Origin of the sequence: Erythrobacter longus, from assembly GCF_000715015.1 — a bacterium.
Lineage (GTDB): Bacteria > Pseudomonadota > Alphaproteobacteria > Sphingomonadales > Sphingomonadaceae > Erythrobacter > Erythrobacter longus.
The window spans coordinates 177,012-201,853 of sequence record NZ_JMIW01000007.1; the positions used below are offsets into that span (position 1 = coordinate 177,012).

Below are 24,842 nucleotides of genomic sequence, written 5' to 3' on the forward strand. Positions count from 1 at the left end.
AGGCGGGCAGCTCTAGTCCGAATAAACGGACGCAAACTCGACTCGCGAGGACTACTCCCCGCCCGAACCAACCCGGCGCCGTCCTTCGAGCAGTGTCTGCTCGGTTTCGGCAAGCCTCGCTGGCTCTCTGTCTGATACCATATAGTGAATTGGGTCAACTGCAACCCCATCTACGCGCACTTCGTAATGAAGGTGTGGTCCAGTCGACCAACCGGTCGATCCGACGTAACCAATGATCTCACCTTTCTCGACGCGCTCCCCTGCAGAAACAGCGAGGCGCGACAAGTGTGCATAACGGGTTTCGAGGTCCGCTCCGTGATCGATTTTGATGTAAAGCCCATAGCCACGACCACTGCGGGCAAGGCTAACAAGTCCATCGGCGGCGGCGTAAACCGGCGTTCCGGTCGGCGCTGCAAGATCGACGCCTTTGTGCATCCGGCGGCCGCCACGCACCGGGTGGCTGCGCATCCCGAAATTGCTCGTCAAACGCGCGCCGTTCACAGGAGTCAGCGACGGGACAGAAACAGTTGGACGTTCAAAAACCGAGATCGGCTCGTTTTCCTGAGGCGTTTTCACGCTATCGAGAGCGGTCCAGCTTGCAAACAGTTCACGGAAACGCTCATCGCCATTGGCAAGGGTTTCAGCCTGGGCTTCGCGTACTGGCGCGGTGATATCAGCAGCCGTGTTTGCAGAAGAATTTGCGTGAACGCCGGGGCTCACAAAAAGCATGGCAGCAGCGCATAATGCAGAAGCTGCTTTCGAAATGGGACGCCAAAGCGTGCTCATACTGACCCGGTCCTATCTGGCGCGCTTTACGCCACTCACAGTTTACAACAACGCCGATGTTTTGTTCTCAAAGGGCCGAAAACCCTCAGTTGGCGTGGTTAATGATTCGCGACTCAGGTTTGAGCACCGAACTTGTAAGAAAGTGTTATCGGCGTGATTCGTTAAACCGCAATGTCTTCGTAGAAACCTCGCGATAAACCGGCAGCAAGACGGGCTGAGTCGTTAAATGGCGGCTTAACCAGCCCTCTGAAATGCTTGCGAACAAGGGATTTCCAGACAGATTCGGGCCTCTCGCCAGAATCTGCGACGATGCGCAAAAAGTATTTGGTCCCAAACCCGACATGCCGAATTTCATCGTCAAGAATGCGGGTCAAAATCTTTGCGCCATGCTCATCACCGGCCGCTTTGACCCGCTCTAGCGTTGCCGGTGTTACATCCAGACCGCGCGCCTCAAGCACCATCGGAACAATCGCCAACCTCGCTGCGACATCGTGCCTTGTCTCATGTGCTGCTTGCCACAATCCGCCATGCGCAGGCAGAGCGCCGTAGTGGCTGCCCATGCTCTCAAGCTTTCGCGACAGCAGTGCAAAATGCATCGCCTCATCCGCGGCGACATAAAGGAAGTCGGAGACAAACTCCTCGCCCATCTCAGCGCCAAATCGGCCTGCCATATCGAGCGCCAGGTCGATGGCGACGAATTCGATGTGCGCCAGACTGTGCCACATGGCGATGCGAGCGCGCTGGGAGCCGAATTTGCCGCGCTTGGGCATTTTGTTGGGTGGGAGGAGCTCGGGTCGCTCTGGCCGTGCGGGCTCCTCTGGCATCGCTTCGTCGAAAGCAAAGGCAAGCGCGCCTTTGCGCCACCGCCGGGCAACATCGCGCGTGGCAAAGCATTTGGCACGCGGGTCGCTTGTGAGGAGTGCGCCGCGAATGGCACTTGAAACCGATTGAGCAGCGCTTTGCATGATTGCTTAAAGAGCCTTAGCCGCAGCCAGAACCTCTTCGGCGTGCCCTTTCACCTTCACCTTGTTCCAGACCTGCGCGATCTTGCCATCAGCGGCCACGAGATAGGTCGTGCGCACCATTCCCATATAGGTTTTGCCGTACATTTGTTTCTCGGTCCAAATGCCAAGCGCATCGGAAAGCCCGCCCTCTTCTGCATCAGTGGCAAGCGGCGTTGTCAGATCGTGCTTTGCAATAAAGTTCTGGTGCTTTTTCGCGCTGTCTTTGGAAATGCCGAGGAGCTCAACGCCGGCTGCGTCGAACTCTCCTTTAAGAGCGGTGAAGTCCTTCGCCTCGGTCGTGCAACCGGGCGTGTTGTCCTTGGGGTAGAAAAACAGAACGAGCTTCTTGCCAGCGAAATCGGACGGCTTCACCGTGCCGCCTTCGGGTGTGCCCATCGCAATATCGGGAAGCGTGTCACCCACGGTTGGAAAATCGGTCATCGCTTTAAGTCTCCAAATTCTCGTCAAAACTCTTCGCCCAACACCGCGCGACGCATTGGCGCGCTGTTGCTACATCGGCAACAAGCTCAGCGTAGCTAGCGCGCCCACAGCTGTTCGCAAGGGCTTTGGCAGCTGCGGGCGGTGGCTTGCTTCCCTCAGGGGCAAGCAACCGTCCTGCAACGAGCACATCAGTCATAAGATCGTAGGCAGGCCAAAGTTCCCGCTCGAGCAAGCCTTGCTCAATCAGAGCAGGGATAGCGCTTGCAAAATCGGGGGAGAGCATCGCTGGATGATCGGCTGCGTTCGTTGCCCCATGACGAAGCTGAAGGAAATGGACGAGAAACTCCACATCCACCAATCCGCCACGAAGAAGCTTTACATCAAGCTCGCCCTTGGGGTTTTTGTGCGCAGCTATATCGGCGCGCATTTGAAGCACGTCTGCTTTAAGCTTTTGCGGGTCGCGAACCATGCATTGCGTATCGGCAATAACCCGGTCAACTTGCGCCTTCGCCTGCGATGAGCCTGCAAGGACGCGCGCGCGGTTCAAGGCCATATGCTCCCAAGTCCAAGCCGCAGTCGCCTGATATTTGGCAAAGGCCTCCACCGACACGGCAAGCGGGCCTTGCTTGCCCTGAGGGCGAAGCCTTGTGTCCACTTCGTAGAGAGCGCCCTGCGCCGTCGGAACGCTCAACGCTGCGCTCACTCGGCTTGCAAGGCGATTGTAGTAAAGCGTTGCACCAAGCGGCCTATCCCCGTCCGATTCTGAAGCAAAATCACCAGTGAACAGGTAAATCATATCAAGGTCAGAGGCAGGCGAAAGCGCGCCTCCACCAAGCCTCCCAAGCCCTAGGACGACAAGCTCACTGCCGGGAATTCGGCCATGCGTGCGCGCAAATTCTTCGTGTGCTGCCTCAAGGGCAGCCGTGATCGCCGCTTCGGCAATTTCAGACAAAGCCGCCGCGATACGCGAGGGTTTGTGCTCTGCTTCAAGCAGGCTGATCCCCAAGGTGAAGCGCGCCTCGCTGATGACATGGCGGATCTGGTCAAGCTTGGCCTCGTAATCATCGCGCTCTGCGCCGTCGCGCATGTGTTCAAGCGTGCGCGCATAGGTGTCGCTGAAATCAATCGGCTCGCGTTCAAGCAGCACGTCGAGCGTCTCTGGCCTGCGGGCAAGGGTTCCAGCCAGCACCGGCGACAAGGTCAGCGCAGCCACCAGTCGGTCGATCAAAGCAGGCTCCGCTGCGAGCAGGCGGAAGAGGGTTATCGCGCTCTGTGTGCGCTCGATAACCCCTTCAAAACGGGTGATGGCAAGGCCCGGATCATCGCTTTGTGCAATGGCGTTGAGCAATAAGGGGAGCAGCCGGTCGAACGCTTCCAAAGCCTGAGGCGAACGGACCGAGGCAAATCGCCCGTCGCGCCAACCTTCTATGCGCTGAGCGAGAAGGTCGGGTTCATCAAACCCGAGCGCCGCTAGCTCTTTCGCGCGGGTCTCTGGCTCTGGTGTGGGGGCAGGCTTGGGGGCTGCCTGTCCAATAAGTTCGTCATAAATTGCGCCGGTCCGCGAGGTCAGCTCGGTCAGCTCGTCAACAAGCGCAGCGCCGCTCCCCAAGCCATCGAGCAATGCCACCTGCTCCAGTTTTTCGCCTTGGGGAAGGCTGTGCGTTTGGCGATCTTCGACCATTTGCAACCGGTGCTCAATCACCCGCAGTCGGTCATAGCCTTCGCCCAGAATACGCGCATGATCCACCTCAATCCGGCCTGCATTGGCAAGCGCGTCGAGAGCCTTGCGCGTGCTGCGCGAACGCAGAGAAGGGTCGCGCCCGCCGTGGATGAGCTGATGGGTTTGTGCAAAAAATTCGATCTCCCGAATGCCGCCGCGCCCACGTTTTACATCGTAACCCGGTCCCGGATTTGGCGGTCCGTCATACTCTTCGCGGATGCGGTGGGTGAGCTTGCGGATTTCCTCAATCGCCCCAAAATCAAGCTGTTGGCGCCAGACAAAGGGCGCAATTTCGATGAGGAACCTCTCTCCCGCCTGAACGTCTCCTGCCGCTGCACGGGCACGGATAAATGCGGCGCGCTCCCAGGCGAGGGCTTGGCCTTGATAATGTGTCATGGCCGATGCGATGGGGACTGCGAGCGGGCTTATCTCGCTTGCAGGACGCAGGCGCAGGTCGACACGCAAAACGTACCCTTCCGCCGTGTTTTCAGACAGCAGCTTGACGATGGAACGCGCATAACGCTGCGCTGCTTCGCCCGGCTCGTCTTTGGCGCGGCGCGGTAGGGTTTCAGGGTCATAGAGCAGGATCGGATCAATATCCGAAGAATAGTTGAGCTCATGCGAACCTTGCTTTCCCAAAGCCAAAGCGATCATGCCTTTGCCTGTATCTTCGCCTGTCCGGTCGCAGATCGCGGTGCGGATCGCTTTATCCAGCGCATAGTCGGCAAAGCAGCTCAGTTCCTGCATGACGCGGGCAAGCGAGAATGCGCCAGCAAGATCACCAATCGCAAGGGTAGTTGCAAGGCCGAGACGGTGGCGGCGAAGGCCAATGCCTGCATCCTCGTGCTCCCCGCGACCCCGCGACCACTCAAGCGCTGCCTCCCCCTCGCCTGCGGTTAAAAGCCGCTCGAGTTCTTCCTGACGATCAAGAGAGCGTGCCAGAAACGGCGCATGGGCGCGCGCACGGGTCAAAGCCCCTTTCCAATTCTGATCGTCATGTTCCGTCATCGCGCGCACACTTGGCCAAGCTGCTTGCTGCCTGCAAGCTCATCTGTAAGAGAAATCGATCTGAATCGATTGGAATGAATAAGTGAGCAACCAAGAAAAGCTGGCATTGATGCCGCCAGAATGGGCCCGCCAGGATTGGTTGTGGATTGGATTCCCGCACCTTGCCGAAGAATGGCCCGGTTGGCTTGGCCCGGCGCAAGAACAAATCGCCGCCTTTGCCAATGCGGTGGCCGATAGCGGGCAGGAGGTGCGCCTTCTGGTTCGAGATAAAGCCAACGAGGCCCGTGCCCGATCGCTGGTGAGCGATGGCGTAACGCTCGAACGGCGCAGTTTTGGCGATATCTGGCTGCGCGACACCGGGCCTTTGGTTGTGACGGGTGCCAATGGGCGCACCGCTTGCCGGTTTGGCTTTAATGGCTGGGGCGGCAAATATCTGATGGAGGGCGACCAAGAGATTGGGGAAGAGCTTGCCCATGATGCTGGCCTGCGCTTGAAAGTGTCACCGATGATCCTTGAAGGCGGCGCGGTGGACGGCGATGGGACAGGCCTTGCCGCGTCGACTGAGCAATGTCTCCTCAACCCCAATCGCAATCCGGGAATGAGCCGTGAGGCGATTGAGGCTGAACTTGCAAAGATTCTGGGATTTGATCGGATATTGTGGCTGGGTGATGGACTGATCAATGACCACACCGATGGGCATGTCGATAACCTTGCCCGCTTTGTCGGGCCGGGGCGTCTTGTGGTGCCTGAGGCCACGGGCGCTGACGACCCCAATGCGGGCATTTACGCCGATGCAAAGGCGCGTGCTGAGGATTTGGGCGTAGAGGTCATCACCATTCCCTCACCCGGCCTCATCACCCGCGATGGCGCGATTGAGCCTGCAAGCTATGTGAACTTTGCCATTACAACTCATCTTGTGGTGGTACCTACCTTTGGTTCTCCCCATGACGAAGCGGGGGTCGAAGCCATCGCGGCCCTGTTCCCAGACCGTGCCACCGTAGGCCTTCCCGCTGAGGCGGTGCTGGCAGGCGGCGGCGGATTTCATTGCGCAAGCCAGCAAATGCCCTGTGCCTGAGGCTCGATTTTAACTGATCGTTAGGACTTTGGGCCGATTAGCGAAAAGATGAGCCGAGCAATCGCACTGTCCCGCAGCACATTCATGGCGGCAAAAGCACGCCAAACCGAAGCGTTGAACAGCGTTGTCGTGTTATCTTGCGCTGCCGCACTGGTTTTTGCGGGCCAAGCGCTCCCATTTTAGGACCGGCTTTTAGGGTCGCACTCCTTTAAGGTGTAACCAATCCCAATCCCCCGCGAAACTCCACTTGAGAAAAACCAAGTGAGAGAAATTATGCGTCCGTATTTTCAGGCCTCCATCGTAGGCGCTGGGATTTTGGCAGCAGGCATTGCTCTGCTTCCCGAAAGCGGCGGCGCGCAATCCTATGTTGCCCCCTCAGAACCCGTTTTGATCGAGCTTTTTACCAGCCAAGGATGCTCATCGTGCCCTCCGGCAGACCGCTTGGCCAAAAGGCTCGACCAGGAAGAAGGGATCGTGGTGATCTCGCGGCCGGTCACCTATTGGGATTATCTGGGATGGAAAGACAGCCTCGCATCTGAAGCCAACACCGACCTTCAGCGCGCTTACGCGCAGCGCGGACTTAGCGGATACAACGGGGTCTACACCCCGCAGTTGGTCGTTGCAGGGCAACTTGGCGAAGTGGGTTCACGCGAAGACGCAATACGCAGCAAGATCGCGCGCGCCGGTGCAAAGGTGGACGCCGCAATTCGGGTTCGCGGTAGCGATGCGCGAGGGTTCGGCATCGGGCTGGCTGGAAAAACTCGCCGGCAGGCTGAACTTGTGCTGGTCGGAGTTGACGCCGGAGCTGAGGTCGCCATTGGCCGGGGAGAGAACCGAGGCCGCAGCATTGCGTACACCAATGTTCTCAAGGGCGAACGGCGATTGGCAGTTTGGGAGGGCGGCGAAGCGAGCCATGCCCTTGCCAAAGGCGCGCTCAATATCGACGGCGCAGATCGCTATGCTCTGGTGCTTCGCGAAGTGAATGCTGGCCCGGTGCTCGCTGCGCGTTGGCTTAACTAGCAAGGGCTCATTTAGCGCGCCTGTCCTAAATCAGCTTGACCAGCGCAGCGATGGCCGCCGCGCCAAGAACCACGCCAACGCAACCCCGCCACACCGGATCACTCACCTTGCCAAACGCAAGGCTGCCTGCCCAATTGCCAAGCATCACCAGCGGGAAGAGCGCAAGGCCGAGCACCACAATGCGCCATTGAAGCACGCCGATCGCTGCGCCTGACCCAATCCCTGCCATGGCCGAGATGCCGAAAATGCCAATCATCGAGGCTTTCGCCGTCATGCGCGGAATATCGCGCCCTACGTAATAGGGCACAACAGGCGGCCCTGGCATCGCAGCAAATCCTGTAAGCACGCCTGCTGATAGACCTACTGCGCCCGTCGTTATCGGACCGGGCTGGGCAGCGCCGCGCTTTGGCAAAAGGATCGCGAAAAAGGCCGACAAAGCGATTAGCGCGATCAAAAGCCGCGCCAGATTGGCAGGGGTCGCATTAAGCAGCATCAGACCCGGCGCAGTTGCGACCACAACCAAAGCACCGATCACAAATGCACTTCGCTCTGCTTCGCGCAGGATCAGGCGGATTTCGGTCAAAGCCAATAGCCCCGCCATGATGTTGATCGAGAGCACAGCCTCAACCGGGGTCAGGGCAAGCGCCAGGATCGGCACCAGCAAGATGCCAAATCCGAACCCCGTCAGCCCGCGAATGAAGGCGGCACCAAGGGTCGCTGCAACCGCAACCGCAATTTGAGCTGCGCTAAACCCGTCGAGAAATTCCAAGCCCTAGGCCCTAAGGTCCGGCGCGCTCGCAGCCTTGGTTAGCATCGCGATTGCCTCATCCAGCGGCAGGACCTTCTGGTCCTTCTCACCCAAAGTGCGGATTGCAACCGTGCCTTCCTCTTCCTCGCGTTTGCCCACGATCAGAAGGTGCGGAACCTTCGCAAGGGAGTGCTCACGGATCTTGTAGTTGATCTTCTCATTGCGAAGGTCGCTTGCGACGCGAATGCCAGCCGCCTCCAACTTCGCCTCAATTCCCGTCGCATAGCCATCAATGTCCGAAACAATCGGCGCAACCACAGCCTGCGTTGGCGCGAGCCACACGGGCAAACGGCCTGCAAAGTGTTCGATCAAAATGCCGATAAAGCGCTCATACGAACCAAAGATCGCACGGTGGAGCATGACGGGGCGGTGCTTCTCACCATCCTCGCCAATATATGTCGCATCGAGGCGTTCGGGCAGCACGCGGTCCGATTGGATAGTGCCCACCTGCCATGTGCGCCCAATCGCATCAGTGAGGTGCCATTCCAGCTTTGGCGCATAGAACGCGCCTTCGCCGGGAAGCTCTTCCCACTCAAGCCCATTCGCAGTCAGAGCATCGCGCAGTTCCTGCTCCGCCTTGTCCCAATCCGCATCCGAGCCAAAGCGTTGTTCGGGGCGAAGCGCGAGCTTGATCTTATACTCAAACCCAAAGTCGCCGTAGACCTCATCGGCCAAGGTGATGAAGGCTTGGACCTCCTCCACAACTTGATCCTCGGTGCAGAAGATGTGCGCATCGTCTTGCGTAAACTGGCGCACGCGCATCAGGCCATGGAGCGCGCCGTGCGGCTCGTTACGGTGGCAACACCCCATCTCGCCCAGCCGGATCGGAAGGTCGCGATAGGACGTGATGCCCTGCTTGAAGACCATAACGTGCGCGGGGCAGTTCATCGGCTTCAGCGCCATCCAGTCTGCGTCCTTGGAGACTATGTCGCCTTCATCCTCGGTGTTGGGCACCTCGTCGGGGATGACGAACATATTCTCGCGGTACTTGCCCCAGTGGCCCGATCGCTCCCATTGGCGAGCGTCCATCACCTGCGGGGTCTTGATCTCGCGGTAGCCAGCGCCGTCCATCTTGCGGCGCATATAGGCCTCAAGCTCGCGCCAGATGCGATAGCCCTTGGGGTGCCAGAACACGCTGCCGTGGGCCGCTTCCTGAAGGTGGAAAAGATCCATCTCGCGGCCAAGCTTGCGGTGATCGCGCAGCTGCGCTTCCTCAAGCCGGTGGAGGTGTGCTTTCAGCTGTTTCTTGTTGAGCCAGCCGGTGCCGTAGATGCGCGTCAATTGCGCATTCTTCTGGTCGCCGCGCCAGTAAGCGCCAGCGGTGCGCATCAGCTTGAAGGCTTGCGGATCAAGCTTGCCGGTCGATGCCAAGTGCGGACCCCGGCACATGTCGAGCCAGTCATCGCCCGACCAATAGACCGTCAATTCCTCGTTCTCCGGCAGTTCCTTGGCCCATTCAGCCTTGAACGCCTCACCCTCGGCTTCCCATTTCTCAATGAGCTGCTGGCGGCTCCACACCTCGCGGCGAAGCGGTTTGTCCGCCTGGATAAGCTCGCGCATCTTCTCCTCGATGGCGGGCAAGTCTTCGAGCCCAAACGGCTCACGCGAAGAGGGCGCCATCACATCGTAATAGAACCCATCATCGGTCGCCGGACCAAAGGTGATCTGCGTACCCGGCCACAAAGCCTGCACCGCCTCTGCCAGAAGGTGGGCATAGTCATGGCGCACCAATTCCAGCGCGTCTTCTTCATCCTTGGCCGTAATCAGCGCAAGCTCAGCGTCGCCATCAAACGGGCGATTGATGTCGCGCACTTCGCCATTCACGCGCGCGGCCAAAGCGGCTTTGGCAAGGCCAGGGCCAATCGCGGCGGCGACATCGTAAGGCGTTGAACCCGGCTCCACCTCGCGTAACGAGCCATCGGGAAGGCTGATTTTGAGCAGTTCGGTCATTGTCTATTCCGTATCGTTTGGCGCGCTTTAGGACATCAAGTCACGCACGCAAAGAGCGGTGTTTGGGTTCTAACCGATTTCAGGGAGGACACCTGCGCCACCTCGAAACCGGGCGACGCGGCGTGCTGGATCAAACTGGCAGCAGCCGCCCCCGGAAATCCGTGGGTGTTGTGGTAGTGATGGTCAGCATCTTTGCCATGAGCGGGTATATAGGGATGAAATCTCGCCCTGTCATCATACGTCATCATGCGTCATCATGCGCCGTAATGCGGAAAAAAACGGGGCCGATGGCACACCGAAGCCTGCCCTTTGAAAATCTCCCATTTTCCAACAAATTCAATCGAAACAGAAGGTCATGCGCAAAATGCGCAATTGATGTGTCAACTTTCAAATCAGCCACCATTCAAACCCTTTGCAAACAGGGGATAAGGCACCGGGACGCCAAAGCGCGTACCCTATGCCGAGGCCCCCATGTAGGAAAGCAGCTTGGTCATTTTGGAAAGCAGGCTTGACATTCATCCGAATCAATGACAAGTATGCTTTCCATAGTTGAAAGGACACTTGACCAATGACGACAACTCACAAATCTCTCATCTGGGCCGCAATCATCATCGCGACCGCGTTCTACACCAATTATCTTGACCTTAGCTCGGCCGCGAGTTTCGGGATCACCATGGGTTTGGTTGGTGCAGCCTACGGCTCGATCCAGGGTAAGAGCGGACGCTGTTCGAAGGTTTGTGGCTGATGAACGCGGACACCGCAAAACCGGGCAAAGCCGCTGGCTTTCTTGGCCGCGGCCCGCTGTTCTGGATCGGCATGACCTTTGGCACGAGCGGCGCGGTTGTCGGGCTCGTCTTGTCAGGAGCCATCGAAGGCAAGGCAACCGCTTTCACGCTTATGATTGTGCCGCTTGCTTGTATGGCAGCCGCTTTCATGTCGATGCTGAACAAAAACGAAGCAGGGACGGGCGATTGCGTCACCAAAGGTCAGGCACAGCGCAATTATATCAAGCGAGTGGCGGTGTTGACCTCGCTTTATCTTGCGTCTTTTGCAGCGCTCACCTTCCTCGATAGGCTTGGCGATTTACCCTATGCGGTGCGTCTTGGGGTGGGCGTGTTGCCCGGCCTTGCCGTCGCTGGGTTCTTTTGGGCAATCGGGCGGCTTATCCTTGAGGAAACCGATGAGTTTATGCGGATGCTGACCATTCGCCAGACGCTCGTCGCCTCAGCTCTTGCCATGAGCGCGGCCTCTGTCTGGGGCATGCTCGAAAGCGCAGACCTCGTCCCGCATATCGACGCCTATTGGTATGCAATCATCTGGTTTGCAGGCCTTGCCCTTGGCTCGGTGGTCAACCGCATCACCTATGGCACGTGGGGCCATGTATGATTGGGGGCCATGTATGGTTGGGGGCCATGTATGATTGGGGGCCATGTATGATTGGGGGCGATGTATGATCGGGGACGAGACATGAAAAATCGCCTCAAAGTGCTGCGCGCAGAACGCGATTGGTCGCAAGCAGACCTGGCCGACCGCCTCGGCGTATCGCGCCAAAGCGTCAATGCCATCGAGAAAGGCCGCTATGACCCTTCGCTCCCCCTCGCCTTTTCCATCGCGGAAATTTTCGAGCTGGCGATTGAACAGATTTTCAGCCGGGATTGAAAACGAGGCGGACCCGAAAGCCCGCCCCGAGTTATCTATTTGCCACCCGCCATATGGTCTAGGTTGTTTCGTGATTGCCTGTCAGGGTTCGTTCTCAAGTGAGTTTTTGCCCCTTTTCGTTCGACAACGTGCACCCCCTGAATATCGCCGCGGCGGGCCATTGGTATTGCGCGGCCAACCGAGGTAAAGTTGGTGTTTCCATCGAACCGGACATGGGTGATGTCACCGTCGAGATCTGCCTTTGCATCAACAATTCTTCGCTTCATATTTTTTGCCTTAAATCTGTCGCGCAGGATTGATTTGTTAAATCTAGGCCCTCATTACGGGTTTGCAGTCGGGACCGTCCTGCGCGTCGGTTTCGTTTTTGAGCCGAGGTCTGAATCACCTCGGCTCAATCTTTTTGTACTGGATCAAAGCGCGGAATCGAAGGCGAGGCCGTATGATTCGGCGGGGATAAACCTTGCGAAATCTGAGTAATAGACTGACACACAGCCCGATACTTAACCCATCAGCTTTGAAAGGCTCTCGCAGGCGACCTGCTAGGGTCAGGACCTAGGTCGCAAAATCGGGACGAGGCTTGGCAATCGCCGTCCTCGTCTCGGCGATTTCGGTTGATCTGGTTTTGATGCCTTTGACAAACCGCCATTCGCTAGTCGCGGCATCAGGTGTAAGCTCCACCACCATATATCCGCGCTGCGATGTGTCGGCCCATTGAAGCTCCTCATTGGTCTGGACCAAAAGACCGGCTAGCGCCTTGGGGGGAAAGCCTGAAAGATAGCCTTCAAACCCCGGTGAGCTGACCGAACTTGTGGCGAATTCGACGCCGACGGGCTCGCCCTTATGCTTGAGGGCAAATTCCCACGCATTGTGGGTGTCACCTGCCAGCACGACGAGGTTGGCATTCGCCTCTAGCGCACCGTCAAACACGCGGTCGCGCGCGGCGGGATAGCCGTCCCATGCGTCCATATTGAGCGGCAAGCCCACTTCGGCGGCAAGACTTGCGGCGGTCAAGCGCGCGCGGGCAAATTCGGGGACATTGTCGCCCAAAAGGCCCGCAATGCCTTGGGGCGCGGAGAGTTTGCCGATCAAAACCTGCTGGATAAGCACCTGCCATGTGGCACCGCGCGCCTTTGAAGACGCGAACCCATCGATCAGCCATTCCTCTTGAGGCGCGCCCAAAAGCTGGCGATCAGGATTTGACCATGCGCCCTCGCGAAGCGCGCGGTAAATCTCGCGTATCTCATCGGGCCCTTGCGAATCCCGGATCATGCCGACGAGGTCAAACTGTTCCTCGCGCCCTTCCAGCCGTGTGTCGATGCGGAAAAGCGTTGCCAGATCGCCCACGTCATAGGCGGCGTAGGGTTCATCGGATACCGGCATCCATTCCCGATAGACCTGTTTGGCGATGGCCTTGCGGACCTCCCAATCGCCTTCTGTCTCAGGCTGGTGATTTTGCGCACCGTCTTTCCATGAATCGTTCGTGCTTTCATGGTCATCCCACACCGCGATCATAGGCAAAACTTGATGCAGACGCTGCAAATCCGGGTCTGCGCGGTAGGACGCATAGCGCAAGCGGTAATCAGCAAGCGCGACAATTTCTCCGCCCGGAGCAACGCGGCGATCAGGGTGGCGTTGGTTTTCGGACGGATAAGTGTCCCCGCCATATTCGTAAATATAGTCGCCAAGATGCACCGCGAGGTCCACGTCATTGGCCTCGGCTGCGTGCGCGTAGGCGTTGAAATAGCCAAACCCGAAGTTGGCGCATGAAAACACCGCCATGCGGAAATTCGCAGTAGGGCCTTCAGGCAAAGTGCGCGTGCGACCAATGGGTGACACGGTGCCTTCGGGCGACATAAAGCGGTAGAAATACCATGTGTCGGCAGACAGGCCTTTAGCGATCACCTTGGTACAGAAATCGCGGGTCGCAGAAGCCACAACTTCGCCCTCGCTCACGATGTCGGCAAAGTCTTCACGCGGCGACACTTGCCATGTCAAAGTGGTCTCTTCGCCTGCGACATAGCGCGTCCACAAAAGCACGCTTGCACTTTGCGGCTCACCGCTGGCGACGCTATGGGTGAAGCCCTTGCCGTGGGTGGTCGCAACGGATGGGGTTGCGGCAATGGCGGCGGAGGCTCCCGCAAGAGCAAAAACCCCGCGCCGAGTGACGGACGGTGTGCCGATAGATTTTGATGTCTTTGTCATATTGCCTCTCCTAGCCGCTCTCCCGGTCAGCTTGATGACAACACTTGCACTAAATACGCTCTTGTGGGCAAGAAAAGCCGATGACCGACACACGTTTTCACGAAATGCCCGATGGCAGGCGCGTTGCGTTCAAGCACACCGCTGGGAGTTCATCATCTTTGGGCCCAACGCTCGTATTCCTGCCCGGCTATATGTCCGATATGGCAGGCGGCAAGGCGACCGCTATTTTTGAAGATGCCAAGGCAAAAGGGCGCGCATGCCTGCTGCTGGATTACACCGGTTGCGGGGAAAGCTCGGGCGACTTTGCCGATGGCACTTTGTCACGCTGGCGCGACGAGGTGCTGGCTCTGATTGACGCCTATGTCGAAGGCCCAGTGCTGGTCGTGGGCTCTTCGATGGGCGGGTGGTTGATGCTTTTGTTAGGAGCCGCTTTGGGAAAGCGGCTCGCCGGGATTATCGGCATCGCCTCGGCGCCCGATTTCACCGTCTGGGGCTTTAGCGAAGCCAAGCGGGAAAAACTGCTACGGCGCGAGATTGTGCTCGAAGAAAACCCTTACGGCCCAGAGCCCACCCCCACGCACCCGGGCTTTTATGCCGATGCGCAGGAGCAATTGCAGCTGCTGAGTGAAATCCCGATTGATGCGCCCGTTCGCCTGATCCACGGCCAACGCGATGACGATGTACCTTGGGCGATCAGTATCAAGCTTGCCGCAGCGCTTCGTTCGGATGACGTACAGGTGACATTGATAAAGGATGGCGACCACCGCCTTTCGCGCGAGGCCGATATCGCGCAGCTTTTGGCGTTGGTGGACAGCTTTTACTAACGGAATCTCCGAAATTGACCCTCATCACATCCCTTCTGGTTCTTGCCCTTCAGGTTGGCCCTAATCCATCGGTGATCAGCCCGCTTGGCACGCCCGACGAGCTGCGCAATCGCCCTGAGCGTGCGCCGCAGGAAAAAAGCATTGAGCAAGACCCTGCCGCTCTTTGGCTCGCAGAGTGCCTTGGGATGTTGCCAGATCAGGCAGCGCGCGCGCACTCCCTTGCACAGCTGCGCCGCAATGATAGCGCGGGGCGCGACCGAATCCTTGCAAACCATTGCCTTGGGCTAGCCGCGACCGAGCTTGGCCTTTGGGACGATGCAATTGGTGCCTTTATCGCCGCGCGCGATGATACGCCCGGCGACGAAATGCGAGCAAAGGCGCGCTTTGGCGCCATGGCTGGCAATGCGGCTTTGGCAGCGCAGGATCTGGAGCGTTCGGCCACGCTTTTGAAAACGGCGCGCAGCGATGCACAGGCCGCCGCTTCTGCCCCCATGCAAGCGATCATCGCGTCGGATTTGGCCCGCGTTCTGGTTGCGACAGGCCAGCTGGAAGACGCGCTTGCCGAGCTTGATTTGTCGACACAGCTTATCCCTGATGAAGCAGGCACCTGGCTGTTAAAAGCCACACTTTTGCGCCGGTTGGAGCGTTTGGACGAGGCGCAAACCGCGATTGAGGAGGCCAGCACGCTTGCCCCGGCAGACCCGGCGATCGGTCTTGAGGCAGGCGTAATCGCAGTGCTTTCCGGGCGCGAGGACGCGGCCCGGACAAGCTGGCAATCGGTGATCGATTTGGCGCCGTCGAGCCCTGAGGCCTTGACCGCGCAAGGCTATCTTGCGCAAATTGAACCAGCAGCAAGTTAGCCGCTGGAAGGGATCATCCATGACGCAGTTTTCCGTTCTCGACCTTGTACCGGTTCGCGAAGGCGGGACCGTGTCCGAAGCCTTCGCCAGTGCAAGCGAACTCGCAAGCCATGCCGAGAAACTGGGCTGCAAGCGTTTCTGGGTCGCGGAACACCACACGATGGACGGGATCGCTGGCGGAGCAACCTCCGTCGTGCTCGCCCATATCGGCAATGCGACACACACCATTCGCATTGGGTCGGGCGGCATTATGCTGCCCAATCACACCCCGTTTCAGATCGCGGAACAATTCGGCACTCTGGACGCGCTTTTTCCCGGCCGCATCGACCTTGGGCTGGGCAGAGCGCCAGGTGCAGGGCCAGAATTGCAACGCGCGCTTCGCAAGGACCTTCACAAGGCGTCTGAATATTTTCCGCAAGATGTGCTCGAACTGCGCGCGCTTTTGACCGGCGATGTTGAGCTACCCATCACCGCCACGCCCGGCCTTGGATCAAATGTCGAGTTTTGGATGCTGGGATCAAGCCTGTTTGGCGCGCAGCTGGCCGCGAAACTTGGCATGCCTTATGCCTTTGCCGCGCACTTTGCCCCCGATCATCTCGACAGCGCATTGGAAGTTTACAGGCGCGATTTTCAGCCATCCGAAGCGCTTGAAAAACCCCATGTGATGGTCGCGATGAATGTCTTTGCCGCTGACACCGAGGAAGAGGCCCGCCTGATCGCGTCGAGCCAGCAACAAAGCTTTGTCGCGCTTCGCTCGGGCACGCCGGGCAAGCTGCCACCGCCGATTGCGGACTATACATCGACGCTTCCCGCGCCTGCCCGCGCCATGCTCGATCACTTGAGCCAGGCCGCCGCTATGGGCACGCGCGCAAAGGTGCGCGCAGACATCGAAGCCTTCGTCGAACGCACGCGCGCAGATGAAATCATCCTGTGCGGCGCGACCTATGATCCGTCCGCGCGCCTGCGCTCGCTCGAGCTGACCGTTGAAGCGTGCCAAAGCGTTGCAGCCTAAGGGCTAATCGGGCTTGCACGCGCACCCCAAGGGGCTGTATTGGGCGGCACGATAAGAATGTCCCGTTATAATAAAATTACAGGTCTAATGGAACTGCAGGCCATGTCATGGCTGTGCCGCCGGGTTTCAAAGGCGATGTTTCAGAGGCAATGTTTCAGTGGCGACGGCCTTTAGGCCAGGAGAGGAGCCCTAGGCGATGAGCGTGAAGTCTGATGCGAGTTCAAAGGCTTCAAAAGCCTCCCCCAAAACCCTCAAGCAAGCGCTGTCCAAGCACCTTGTGGCCTCGATCCTTCCCGGTGAGACAAAAATCGAGAAATCGGACCTTGATGGCGCGGTTGAGTTCCTGCTTGTGGCTGCCCAAAAGCGCGCTTCGTCGAGCAGCGTCATCCATCACGAATCTGATACAAGTGAACGGCGCCTGCGCATCGCTATCATCAATGATGATATGCCGTTTCTGGTCGATTCCATCGCTGCGACGATCACGGCAAGCGGCCTTGGGATTGACCAACTGCTCCACCCCATTGCGCCCGTCACGCGCGACGAGGACGGTCTCCTCACAGCGATCGGCGACAAGGATGCCTTCAAAGAATCGCTCATCTACATCGAAACACCGCGTGTCGATGCAAAACAGCGCCGCGCTCTTTTAAGCGATCTGCGCAACACCCTGGAAGACGTGCGCGCGGCCGTTTCTGATTGGCCAAAGATGCGCAGCGTCATGGCCCGCGATGCGCAAGCGCTTGGGGAAAGCGACAGCGCAAAGCTGCTCGACTGGCTCAATGGCGGGATGCTGACACAGCTTGGCTCTTTGACCCGCACCCGCGATGGCGAGACCAGCGATGCGCTTGGCATTTGCCGCAAGAGCGCCAAGGCTATCCTTGCCGATGCGTCGTTTGAGCGCGCGTTTGAATGGTTCGAAAAAGGCGGACCTGACCGCAAGCTTCTGGCGGTAAAGGCCAATCAGGTCTCCAATGTTCACCGCCGCACGCCTTTGGATGTGTTCCTTGTGCCGGTTAGAGAGGGCAAGAAGTTAACCGCGCTCAGCGTTCATGCCGGCGTCTGGACCAGCGCCGCTCTCGCCGCGCCGCCGTCCAAGGTTCCCATCATCGGCAACGCGCTTGCCACTATGACAGCGGATCTTGGCTTTGACCCCAGAGGCCATGCCGGAAAAGCGCTCGCGCATGCCTTTAGCGCTTTGCCGCGCGATCTTCTGGTCTCGTTCGAAGAAAAGGATATCACCCGGCTTGTAAGCGCGATGATGAGCCTTGTTGACCGTCCGCGCCCGCGCATCATCCTGGTGCAATCGCCGCTTGGTCGCCACGTCTTTGCCTTTGTCTGGCTGCCGCGCGACTATCTCTCGACACAACTCAGACAACAAATCCAGGCGCTTTTGACCGAGGCCACCGGGCTCGATTTGCTGAGCTGGAATTTGCAAGTCGATGGCGGTTCGCTTGCCATGCTGCAATTCCTGCTTGATTCGCGCAGCATTGCCAAAATGCCCGACGCTGAGGCGATTGAAGCGCAGCTCGAGGACCTTCTCAAAGGTTGGAGCGAGGCGGTCGAAACCCATCTTGCAAAGGGCAATGATAGCGCCCGCGTCGCCGCGATCACGCAGCGCTATGCCGAAGCGTTCCCACCCGGTTACCGCTTGCGTTATGGCGCAGCAGAAGCAGCGCGCGATATCACGCAGCTTCACGCAATCGCGACCAGCGAAGCACCCGAAGCGCGGTCGTGCCGCCTGTATAAGCTCGACAATGACACGCGCGGCGATTTGCGGCTTAAAATCTACCATGTCGAGGGCCGGGTTGCGCTGTCTGATGCGGTGCCGGTGCTCGAAAACTTTGGCTTTCGCGTCCTGTCCGAAGTGCCCACCCGGCTTGAGGGGGGCACGCTTGGGACAATCCACGAATACACTCTGATCGCGCCGCAAGGGGCATCGATTGACGGGCTGATCGAACGCGCAGATGCAATCGAAAACGCGATTGCAGAAGTGCTTAACGGCCATTCGGAAAATGATCCTTTCAACCGGCTTGTAGTCGCCAATGGCCTTGGCGCGGCTCAGACCGTGTGGCTGCGCGCAATCTATCGCTATCTGCGCCAGACGGGTGCGAACTTCACCATCTATCCCGTGGTCGATGCGCTTGAGCGGGCAAGCGATGTTACCGCTGCCATGGTTGACCTGTTTACAGCGCGCCATGACCCCGATCTTGCAGGCGCCACTTCTGACGAAAGGGAGATGGCGATCAAGTCTGCCATTACAGCTTTCACCAGGGGGCTCGCCAAAGTCAGCGCGATCAATGACGACCGGCTCTTGCGGCTGTACCGCGCGGTGATTGACGCGATGTTGCGCACCAACGCCTTTGCGCCAGCGGCCGAAGAAGCGCTCGCCTTCAAGATCGATTCTGCCCTAGTCCCCGGTCTTCCAAAGCCTGTGCCATGGCGCGAAATCTTCGTCTATTCGCGGCGGGTTGAGGGCATTCACTTGCGCTCTGGCGCAGTAGCGCGTGGCGGGCTTCGCTGGTCTGACCGGCGCGATGATTACCGCACTGAAATTCTGGGCCTGATGAAAGCGCAAAAGGTCAAAAACGCGGTGATCGTGCCAAGCGGGGCGAAGGGCGGCTTTTATCCCAAGGAACTGCCATCGCCCGCAATCGACCGCGACGCATGGGCAGCAGAAGGCCGGGCAAGCTATCAGGTGTTCATCCGCACGCTTTTGTCGATCACTGACAACATCGTGAACGGCAAAGTGGTCCACCCCAAGGCTGTGCGTGTGCACGATGGCGAAGACCCCTATTTCGTGGTTGCCGCTGACAAGGGCACGGCCACCTTCTCCGACGTTGCCAATGGCATTGCGGCAGATGCTGGTTTCTGGCTCGACGATGCTTTTGCAAGTGGGGGTTCCAACGGATACGACCACAAGGCAATGGGCATCACTGCCAGAGGCGCCTGGGTCAGCGTCCAGCGCCACTTCCTAGAGATGGGGGTCGACGTTCAGAAAGACAGCGTGCGCGTCGCTGGCTGCGGCGATATGTCGGGCGATGTGTTCGGCAATGGGATGCTTTTGTCCAAAGCTATTCAGCTGGTCGCAGCCTTCGATCACCGCCACATCTTTATCGACCCCGATCCTGATCCCGCAACCAGCTGGAAAGAGCGCAAGCGCATGTTCGACCTGCCACGGTCGAGCTGGGAGGATTACAATCCTGCCCTCATCTCCAAAGGCGGCGGTGTTTTCTCGCGGGCAGCAAAAAGCATCAAGCTTTCCAAAAAAGCGCGAACGATGCTGGGGATTGAAGAGAAGGAAATCGGGCCGGACGATCTGATTTCAGCCATTCTGAAGGCGCAAGTGGACCTTTTGTGGTTTGGCGGCATTGGCACCTACATCAAGGCGGAAAGCGAAAACCACATCGAAGTGGGCGACCCTGCCAACGATACCTTGCGCGTTGATGCACGCGAGGTTGGCGCAAAGGTTATTGGCGAGGGCGCAAACCTTGGCATTACGCAAGCCGGGCGTATCGCCTTCTCGCTGAACGGGGGCCGCATCAACACCGACTTCATCGACAATTCAGCCGGGGTCGATTGCTCGGACAATGAGGTCAACATCAAGATCGCCCTTGCCGCTGCCACCCGTGACGGCGCAATCACCACGCCAAAGCGCAACACGCTGCTGGCCCAGATGACCGACGAAGTGGGTGAGATCGTGCTGGAGGACAACCGTCTGCAAGCGCTTGCCCTTTCCATCGCAGAGGCAGGCGGGGCCGAGGCCAGCGCCTCTTATATTCGCCTGATTGAAAGCCTTGGGGAAATGGGCGCGCTTGATCGGCGCACCGAGGGGCTTGGCGATAGCGAAACCTATATGCGGCGCGCAGCGGACGGAAAAGGGCTTACCCGGCCAGAGCTTGCGGTGATCCTCTCTTCCACCAAACTTGCCCTGCAGGACGCGATCGAGGCAAGCGGTTTGCCCGATGATCCGGTGCTCGAAAGCAATCTCATCGATCTGTTCCCAAAGCCGATGCAGAGCAAATATGTCTCCTACATCCGCGATCACCAATTGCGGCGCGAACTGATCGCAACCGATCTTTCCAACCGGATCGTGAATCGGCTGGGCCTGATCCATGCGTTTGAATTGCCCGAAGAAGAAGGCGTTGGCTTAAGCGATGTCGCCGCCGCCTTTGTGGTGGTTGAACGGCTTTATGACCTCAAGACGTTGTGGGCGGATATTGACGCCTCCACCATGCCAGAGCCTGCGCGCATCACCCTGCTTGAAAGAGCAGCAGCAGCGGTTGGCAATCTGATGTCAGATGTTCTTCGCACAACCGGTGGCCGGGTCGAAGCAGGCGCCATGGTGGCTGAACTTAACGCGGGCGTGGACGTGTTGAACAAACAGCGCGAAAGCCTTCTTAGCGGGGACACGCTGGATCGCTCAAACGCTCTTCGCGCAAGCTTTATCGAACAGGGCGCGCCTGCCGATCTTGCTGGCAAAGTGGCGGATTTGTTCGACTATGACGGGTCAGTGGGCCTTGCCAGTCTTGCGCTTAAAGCCGGGATTGACCCTGCCGTACTCACCCAGGCATTTGGCGATATCGGGCGGCGCATCGGGATTGATTGGGCGCAAGGGGTGGCGGCACATATGTCGCCTTCCAATGTGTGGGAGCGTTTGCTGGTCGATGGGCTTGCACGCGATTTCCAGCATATGCGGATCGAGTTTTTGCGCCGCCTCACCCGTCGTAAAGGGGGCAAGGACGACCCCCAAGGCGCGATTGCAAGCTGGGCAGAGACCAATGCTCGGGCGATTGTGCAATTCCGGTCCATGATCGCAAGAGCTCAAAATGCGCCACCTGTTGCCCCTGCAGCGCTCGCCCAGATCGCAAGCCAGGCTCGTAACCTGCTGGAGCGGTGATCGCCCCATTCATTTCGGCGCTTCAAGCTTGACGAAAGCCCACGTTTTGGGCGAACGCACGCGGCATGAGTGAAACGGGACCTACCTCGGCATCGGCTGATGTCGTGATTGTTGGCACTGGCCATGGCGGTGCGCAGGCGGCGATTGCCTTGCGGCAACAAGGGCATGAGGGATCGATCATGATGATCGGGCGCGAAGCTCACCCGCCTTACGAGCGCCCGCCTTTGTCCAAGGAATACCTTGCTGGCGATAAGACCTGGGAACGGATTATGATCCGGCCAGAGAAGTTCTGGGCCGAAAAGGGCGTAGAGCTTCGCCTTGGCAACGGCGTCAGCGAAATCGACTGGATGCGCCATGAACTCACTTTGTTGGATGGCTCGAAAATTGGCTATCGCAAACTGATCTGGTCAGGCGGAGCAGACCCGAGGCGGCTGGGCATTCCGGGCGCAAACCTCAAAGGCATATTCTACGTTCGGGATCGCCGCGATGCCGATGGGATGATGGATGCCCTTGAAAGAGGCGCACGGCGCGCGGTTGTCATTGGCGGCGGATATATCGGGCTTGAGGCGGCCGCTGTGCTGCGCAAACTCGACTGCGAAGTGACTGTGGTTGAAATGCAGGACCGCTTGCTCGCCCGGGTGGCTGGCCCTGCGATTTCGGAATTCTACGCCGCCGAACACGCCCGCCACGGGGTCGATATTCGCCTCAATCAAGGCGTCGCAGAAGTGATCGGCGAGGATGGCCACGTTACCGGCGTGCTGCTGGACAATGGCGAGACACTGGTTTGCGACATGGTCATCGTGGGCATTGGCATTGTGCCAGCCGTTGGCCCGCTCATCGTAGCGGGCGCAGCAGGCTCCAATGGAGTGGATGTCGATGTCTTCTGCCGCACGACGCTGGACGATGTCTTTGCTATTGGAGACTGCGCCGCCCACGCCAACCCCTTTGCCGACAGCGCCGTGATCCGGCTGGAATCGGTGCAAAACGCCAATGATATGGCGAACACAGTGGCAAAGGCGATCATGGGCGACAAACAGCCCTACCACGCGCTGCCGTGGTTCTGGTCCAACCAGTATGATTTGAAGCTCCAGACCGCCGGGCTCAACATCGGATATGACGACACGATCGTGCGCGGGGACCCTGCGACCCGCAAATTCACGGTTGTCTACATGAAGGAAGGGCGGCCCATTGCCTTTGATTGTGTCGGCACGATGAAGGACTACGTCCAAGGGCGCAAATTGCTGGAAAGCGAGCCGGGCAAGATTGATCCTGCGCTGCTTGCCGACCCGCAAGTTCCTATCAAAGAGATGATGTGAGCTAAACCTTGGCAATAGGCCCGCAAGACAATTTGCCGATGCTCGAAGGCCTAAAGGTCGTCGACCTCACGAGCGTTGTTTTTGGCCCCTATGCAACGCAGATTTTGGCCGATTACGGCGCCGAGGTCACCAAGATCGAAGCGCCGGGGGGCGATGTCTACCGCTACGGGGCAAAGCATGCGAAAACACCGGGCATGGGCCCCGGTTTCATTGCGCTTAATCGCGGCAAGAAATCATTGATGCTCGACCTTAAGCAGACCCCGGATGTGGAGCGTTTGCGCAGCCTTTTGAGCGAGGCAGACGTGTTCATCCACAATGTGCGCGAAGAGGCTATCGGGCGGCTCGGCTTTGGCTATGAGGCGGTCAAAGCGCTTAAGCCTGACATTATTTACGTCCACTGCGTCGGCTTTGGATCAGGCGGTCCTTATGCAGGGCTTCAAGCCTATGACGATGTCATTCAGGCTGCGACCGGCACGACATCGCTTTTGCCGCGCGTCGATGGGAATGAACGCCCGCGCTATCTCCCCTCGCTCATCGCAGACAAGGTCGCGGGGCTCCACGCCGCCTATGCCACGATGGCTGCGATCACCCACCGCCTGCGCACCGGGCGCGGACAGCACATCGAAGTGCCCATGTTCGAAGCCTTCGCAAGCTTCATGATGAAAGAGCATTTGGACGGCCACACCTTCGATCCGCCCAACAATGGCGCAGGCTACAGCCGTCAGGTCGACCCCAACCGTCAGCCTTTCCAGACCAAAGACGGATGGATCAGCATCGTGCCCTATATCCTTCCGCATTTCCCGCTGGTGGTTAAGCTTTTGGGTGACGCTGAATTTGCAAGCCAGGATCGCTGGAAAGACACCGCGACGCTGGTGCGCTGTGCGCCAGAGCTTTACGCAAAAATCAGCGAGCTGAGCGCGGCCAAGACCACGGATGAATGCGTTCAAATCATGCGCGGGGCGAACATCCCGTGTATGCCTGCAGTTGATCTTGATGAAGTGATCAAGGACGAGCACTTGAACGCGACTGGCTTTTTTGAGCGGTCGCACCACCCCAGCGAAGGCGCGCTCTTTCAGATGCGCGATCCCAACCGGTTTAGCGATTGGGAGCAAGGCCCGCTTGGCGATGCACCCTTGCTTGGTGAGCACAATAACGAAGACCAGGGTCAGAACCCTAGGTGAGCTGAGCTCTTGCCCATGCGGCGGCTTCAGCGACCACCGGATCGGCGTCCTTGATCAAAGGCTCGACTTGGGTGAGCAGTGATGGCTCCCCGCTATTGCCTGCTGCATAAAGGCAGTTCCTCACAAACCGGTCGCGCCCGATCCGCTTGATCGGAGAGCCGGAAAAAAGCGCCCGAAACCCTGCATCATCAAGCGCCAGCAGTTCCGCCAATCGCGGCGCGGTCAGCTCAGCGCGGGGCAGGAATTCGCTTGCGGCATAGGCTTCGCTGGCAAATTTGTTCCACGGGCACACCGCCAGACAATCATCACAGCCATAGATGCGATTGCCCAAGGGCGCGCGAAATTCCTCCGCAATTGGCCCTTTATGCTCAATCGTAAGATATGAAATGCAGCGGCCTGCATCGATGGTGTAGGCATTGGGGAAGGCATCGGTGGGACAGCTGTCGAGACACGCGCGGCACGACCCGCATTGGTCGCGGTGAGGTGTCGAGGGCTGCAATTCGAGCGTCGTATAAATCGCCCCCAGAAACAGCCAACTGCCATGATCCGGGCTTACCAGATTGGTATGCTTGCCCTGCCACCCAATCCCTGAGGCCTCGCCTAAGGGCTTTTCCATTACGGGCGCTGTATCGACGAAGACTTTCAGCTCGGTACCCGGCACCGCGTCCACTAGCCACCGCGCCAGTGCTTTCAGCCGCTTCTTCACCACATCGTGATAGTCTTTGCCTTGTGCATAGACAGAAATGCGCGCGCGGGTTCCCGCCTCTTCAAGCGCGAGGGGATCAAGTGCTGGCGCATAGCTCATGCCAAGCGCAATGACGCTCTTGGCCTCCGGCCATAACCCTTGCGGAGAGCGGCGGTGGTGGAGGCGGTTTTCCATCCACTCCATGGTGGCGTGACGCCCTTCTCCCAGCCATTCTTCAAGCCGTTTGGCGCGCAAGGGATCTTCTGCAGCCGTCGTGAAGCCAACACTGGCAAAACCAAGCTCTTTCGCCTTGGCGCCAATGCGTTCTTCAAGCCCAGAAGTTGCAGGCCCGTTAACCATGGTTGGGGTTGCTCCCGTTCAGTTTCACGCCTTAACT

Annotated in this window: 20 protein-coding genes; 11 read left to right on the forward strand and 9 right to left on the reverse strand. The window is 58.7% G+C overall.

What is annotated here, in order from left to right; translation table 11 throughout:
* Window positions 1–51: 51 nt before the first annotated feature.
* The 4 genes from EH31_RS14710 to glnE form a co-directional block, all read right to left on the reverse strand.
* Window positions 52–729 (reverse strand): M23 family metallopeptidase, encoded by a 678-nt coding sequence (locus EH31_RS14710; RefSeq protein ID WP_051699332.1) that lies wholly within the window; start codon window positions 727–729, stop codon window positions 52–54.
* Window positions 730–947: 218 nt separating this feature from the next.
* Complete coding sequence (locus EH31_RS14715) at window positions 948–1,751, reverse strand: ferritin-like domain-containing protein (RefSeq protein WP_034961686.1); 804 nt, start codon at window positions 1,749–1,751, stop codon at window positions 948–950.
* Between the two features lie 6 nt (window positions 1,752–1,757).
* Complete coding sequence (locus EH31_RS14720; RefSeq protein ID WP_034961688.1) at window positions 1,758–2,231, reverse strand: peroxiredoxin; 474 nt, start codon at window positions 2,229–2,231, stop codon at window positions 1,758–1,760.
* A gap of 4 nt (window positions 2,232–2,235) precedes the next feature.
* Window positions 2,236–4,959, reverse strand: a complete 2,724-nt coding sequence (glnE, locus tag EH31_RS14725; protein WP_034961690.1) for a bifunctional [glutamate--ammonia ligase]-adenylyl-L-tyrosine phosphorylase/[glutamate--ammonia-ligase] adenylyltransferase — start codon at window positions 4,957–4,959, stop codon at window positions 2,236–2,238.
* Window positions 4,960–5,068: 109 nt separating this feature from the next.
* Here glnE and EH31_RS14730 point away from each other — a divergent pair, with 109 nt between their 5' ends.
* Together EH31_RS14730 and EH31_RS14735 are read left to right on the forward strand one after the other, a co-directional pair.
* A complete protein-coding gene (locus tag EH31_RS14730) occupies window positions 5,069–6,034 on the forward strand; it encodes an agmatine deiminase family protein (RefSeq protein ID WP_034961894.1) in 966 nt (321 codons plus the stop codon).
* A gap of 261 nt (window positions 6,035–6,295) precedes the next feature.
* Window positions 6,296–7,054 (forward strand): DUF1223 domain-containing protein, encoded by a 759-nt coding sequence (locus EH31_RS14735; RefSeq protein WP_206742045.1) that lies wholly within the window; start codon window positions 6,296–6,298, stop codon window positions 7,052–7,054.
* Between the two features lie 25 nt (window positions 7,055–7,079).
* Here the strand turns inward: EH31_RS14735 and EH31_RS14740 are convergent, their stop codons facing one another.
* The gene (locus EH31_RS14740; protein WP_034961691.1) at window positions 7,080–7,823 is read right to left on the reverse strand and encodes a sulfite exporter TauE/SafE family protein; all 744 of its coding nucleotides are present in this window, start codon (window positions 7,821–7,823) and stop codon (window positions 7,080–7,082) included.
* 3 nt (window positions 7,824–7,826) lie between these two features.
* A complete protein-coding gene (gene thrS, locus EH31_RS14745; protein ID WP_034961693.1) occupies window positions 7,827–9,812 on the reverse strand; it encodes a threonine--tRNA ligase in 1,986 nt (661 codons plus the stop codon).
* A 568-nt stretch (window positions 9,813–10,380) separates the two neighbouring features.
* Here thrS and EH31_RS17670 point away from each other — a divergent pair.
* From EH31_RS17670 to EH31_RS14755, 3 genes are all read left to right on the forward strand, one after another.
* Complete coding sequence (locus EH31_RS17670) at window positions 10,381–10,557, forward strand: hypothetical protein (RefSeq protein ID WP_161782156.1); 177 nt, start codon at window positions 10,381–10,383, stop codon at window positions 10,555–10,557.
* Window positions 10,557–11,198, forward strand: a complete 642-nt coding sequence (locus EH31_RS14750; protein ID WP_034961695.1) for a hypothetical protein — start codon at window positions 10,557–10,559, stop codon at window positions 11,196–11,198. The genes EH31_RS17670 and EH31_RS14750 overlap by 1 nt, the downstream gene beginning before the upstream one ends.
* Before the next feature lie 81 nt (window positions 11,199–11,279).
* Window positions 11,280–11,471: a helix-turn-helix transcriptional regulator gene (locus tag EH31_RS14755; RefSeq protein WP_034961696.1), complete on the forward strand. Its 192-nt coding sequence runs from the start codon at window positions 11,280–11,282 to the stop codon at window positions 11,469–11,471.
* Between the two features lie 35 nt (window positions 11,472–11,506).
* Here EH31_RS14755 and EH31_RS17420 read toward each other — a convergent pair whose 3' ends face one another.
* Together EH31_RS17420 and EH31_RS14765 are read right to left on the reverse strand one after the other, a co-directional pair.
* Window positions 11,507–11,737, reverse strand: coding sequence for a DUF3892 domain-containing protein (locus tag EH31_RS17420; protein WP_081853437.1), 231 nt, complete (start codon window positions 11,735–11,737; stop codon window positions 11,507–11,509).
* A 286-nt stretch (window positions 11,738–12,023) separates the two neighbouring features.
* Window positions 12,024–13,673: an alkaline phosphatase D family protein gene (locus tag EH31_RS14765; protein WP_034961700.1), complete on the reverse strand. Its 1,650-nt coding sequence runs from the start codon at window positions 13,671–13,673 to the stop codon at window positions 12,024–12,026.
* A gap of 80 nt (window positions 13,674–13,753) precedes the next feature.
* Between EH31_RS14765 and EH31_RS14770 the strand changes: the two genes are divergently transcribed.
* From EH31_RS14770 to EH31_RS14795, 6 genes are all read left to right on the forward strand, one after another.
* On the forward strand, window positions 13,754–14,497 hold the full coding sequence (locus EH31_RS14770; RefSeq protein WP_034961702.1) for an alpha/beta fold hydrolase: 744 nt from the start codon (window positions 13,754–13,756) through the stop codon (window positions 14,495–14,497).
* Between the two features lie 14 nt (window positions 14,498–14,511).
* On the forward strand, window positions 14,512–15,357 hold the full coding sequence (locus EH31_RS14775; protein ID WP_034961704.1) for a tetratricopeptide repeat protein: 846 nt from the start codon (window positions 14,512–14,514) through the stop codon (window positions 15,355–15,357).
* Window positions 15,358–15,376: 19 nt separating this feature from the next.
* A complete protein-coding gene (locus EH31_RS14780) occupies window positions 15,377–16,369 on the forward strand; it encodes an LLM class flavin-dependent oxidoreductase (RefSeq protein ID WP_034961706.1) in 993 nt (330 codons plus the stop codon).
* A gap of 196 nt (window positions 16,370–16,565) precedes the next feature.
* The gene (locus EH31_RS14785) at window positions 16,566–21,263 is read left to right on the forward strand and encodes an NAD-glutamate dehydrogenase (RefSeq protein ID WP_034961708.1); all 4,698 of its coding nucleotides are present in this window, start codon (window positions 16,566–16,568) and stop codon (window positions 21,261–21,263) included.
* Between the two features lie 65 nt (window positions 21,264–21,328).
* Entirely contained in the window at window positions 21,329–22,579 is a 1,251-nt protein-coding gene (locus EH31_RS14790; RefSeq protein WP_034961710.1) for an NAD(P)/FAD-dependent oxidoreductase, read from the forward strand.
* A gap of 38 nt (window positions 22,580–22,617) precedes the next feature.
* A complete protein-coding gene (locus EH31_RS14795) occupies window positions 22,618–23,760 on the forward strand; it encodes a CaiB/BaiF CoA transferase family protein (RefSeq protein WP_034961899.1) in 1,143 nt (380 codons plus the stop codon).
* On the opposite strand, the gene queG is transcribed toward EH31_RS14795, so the two are convergent.
* Window positions 23,753–24,805 (reverse strand): tRNA epoxyqueuosine(34) reductase QueG, encoded by a 1,053-nt coding sequence (gene queG / locus EH31_RS14800; protein WP_034961713.1) that lies wholly within the window; start codon window positions 24,803–24,805, stop codon window positions 23,753–23,755. The two genes, EH31_RS14795 and queG, sit on opposite strands and share 8 nt — an antisense overlap.
* Window positions 24,806–24,842: the final 37 nt, after the last annotated feature.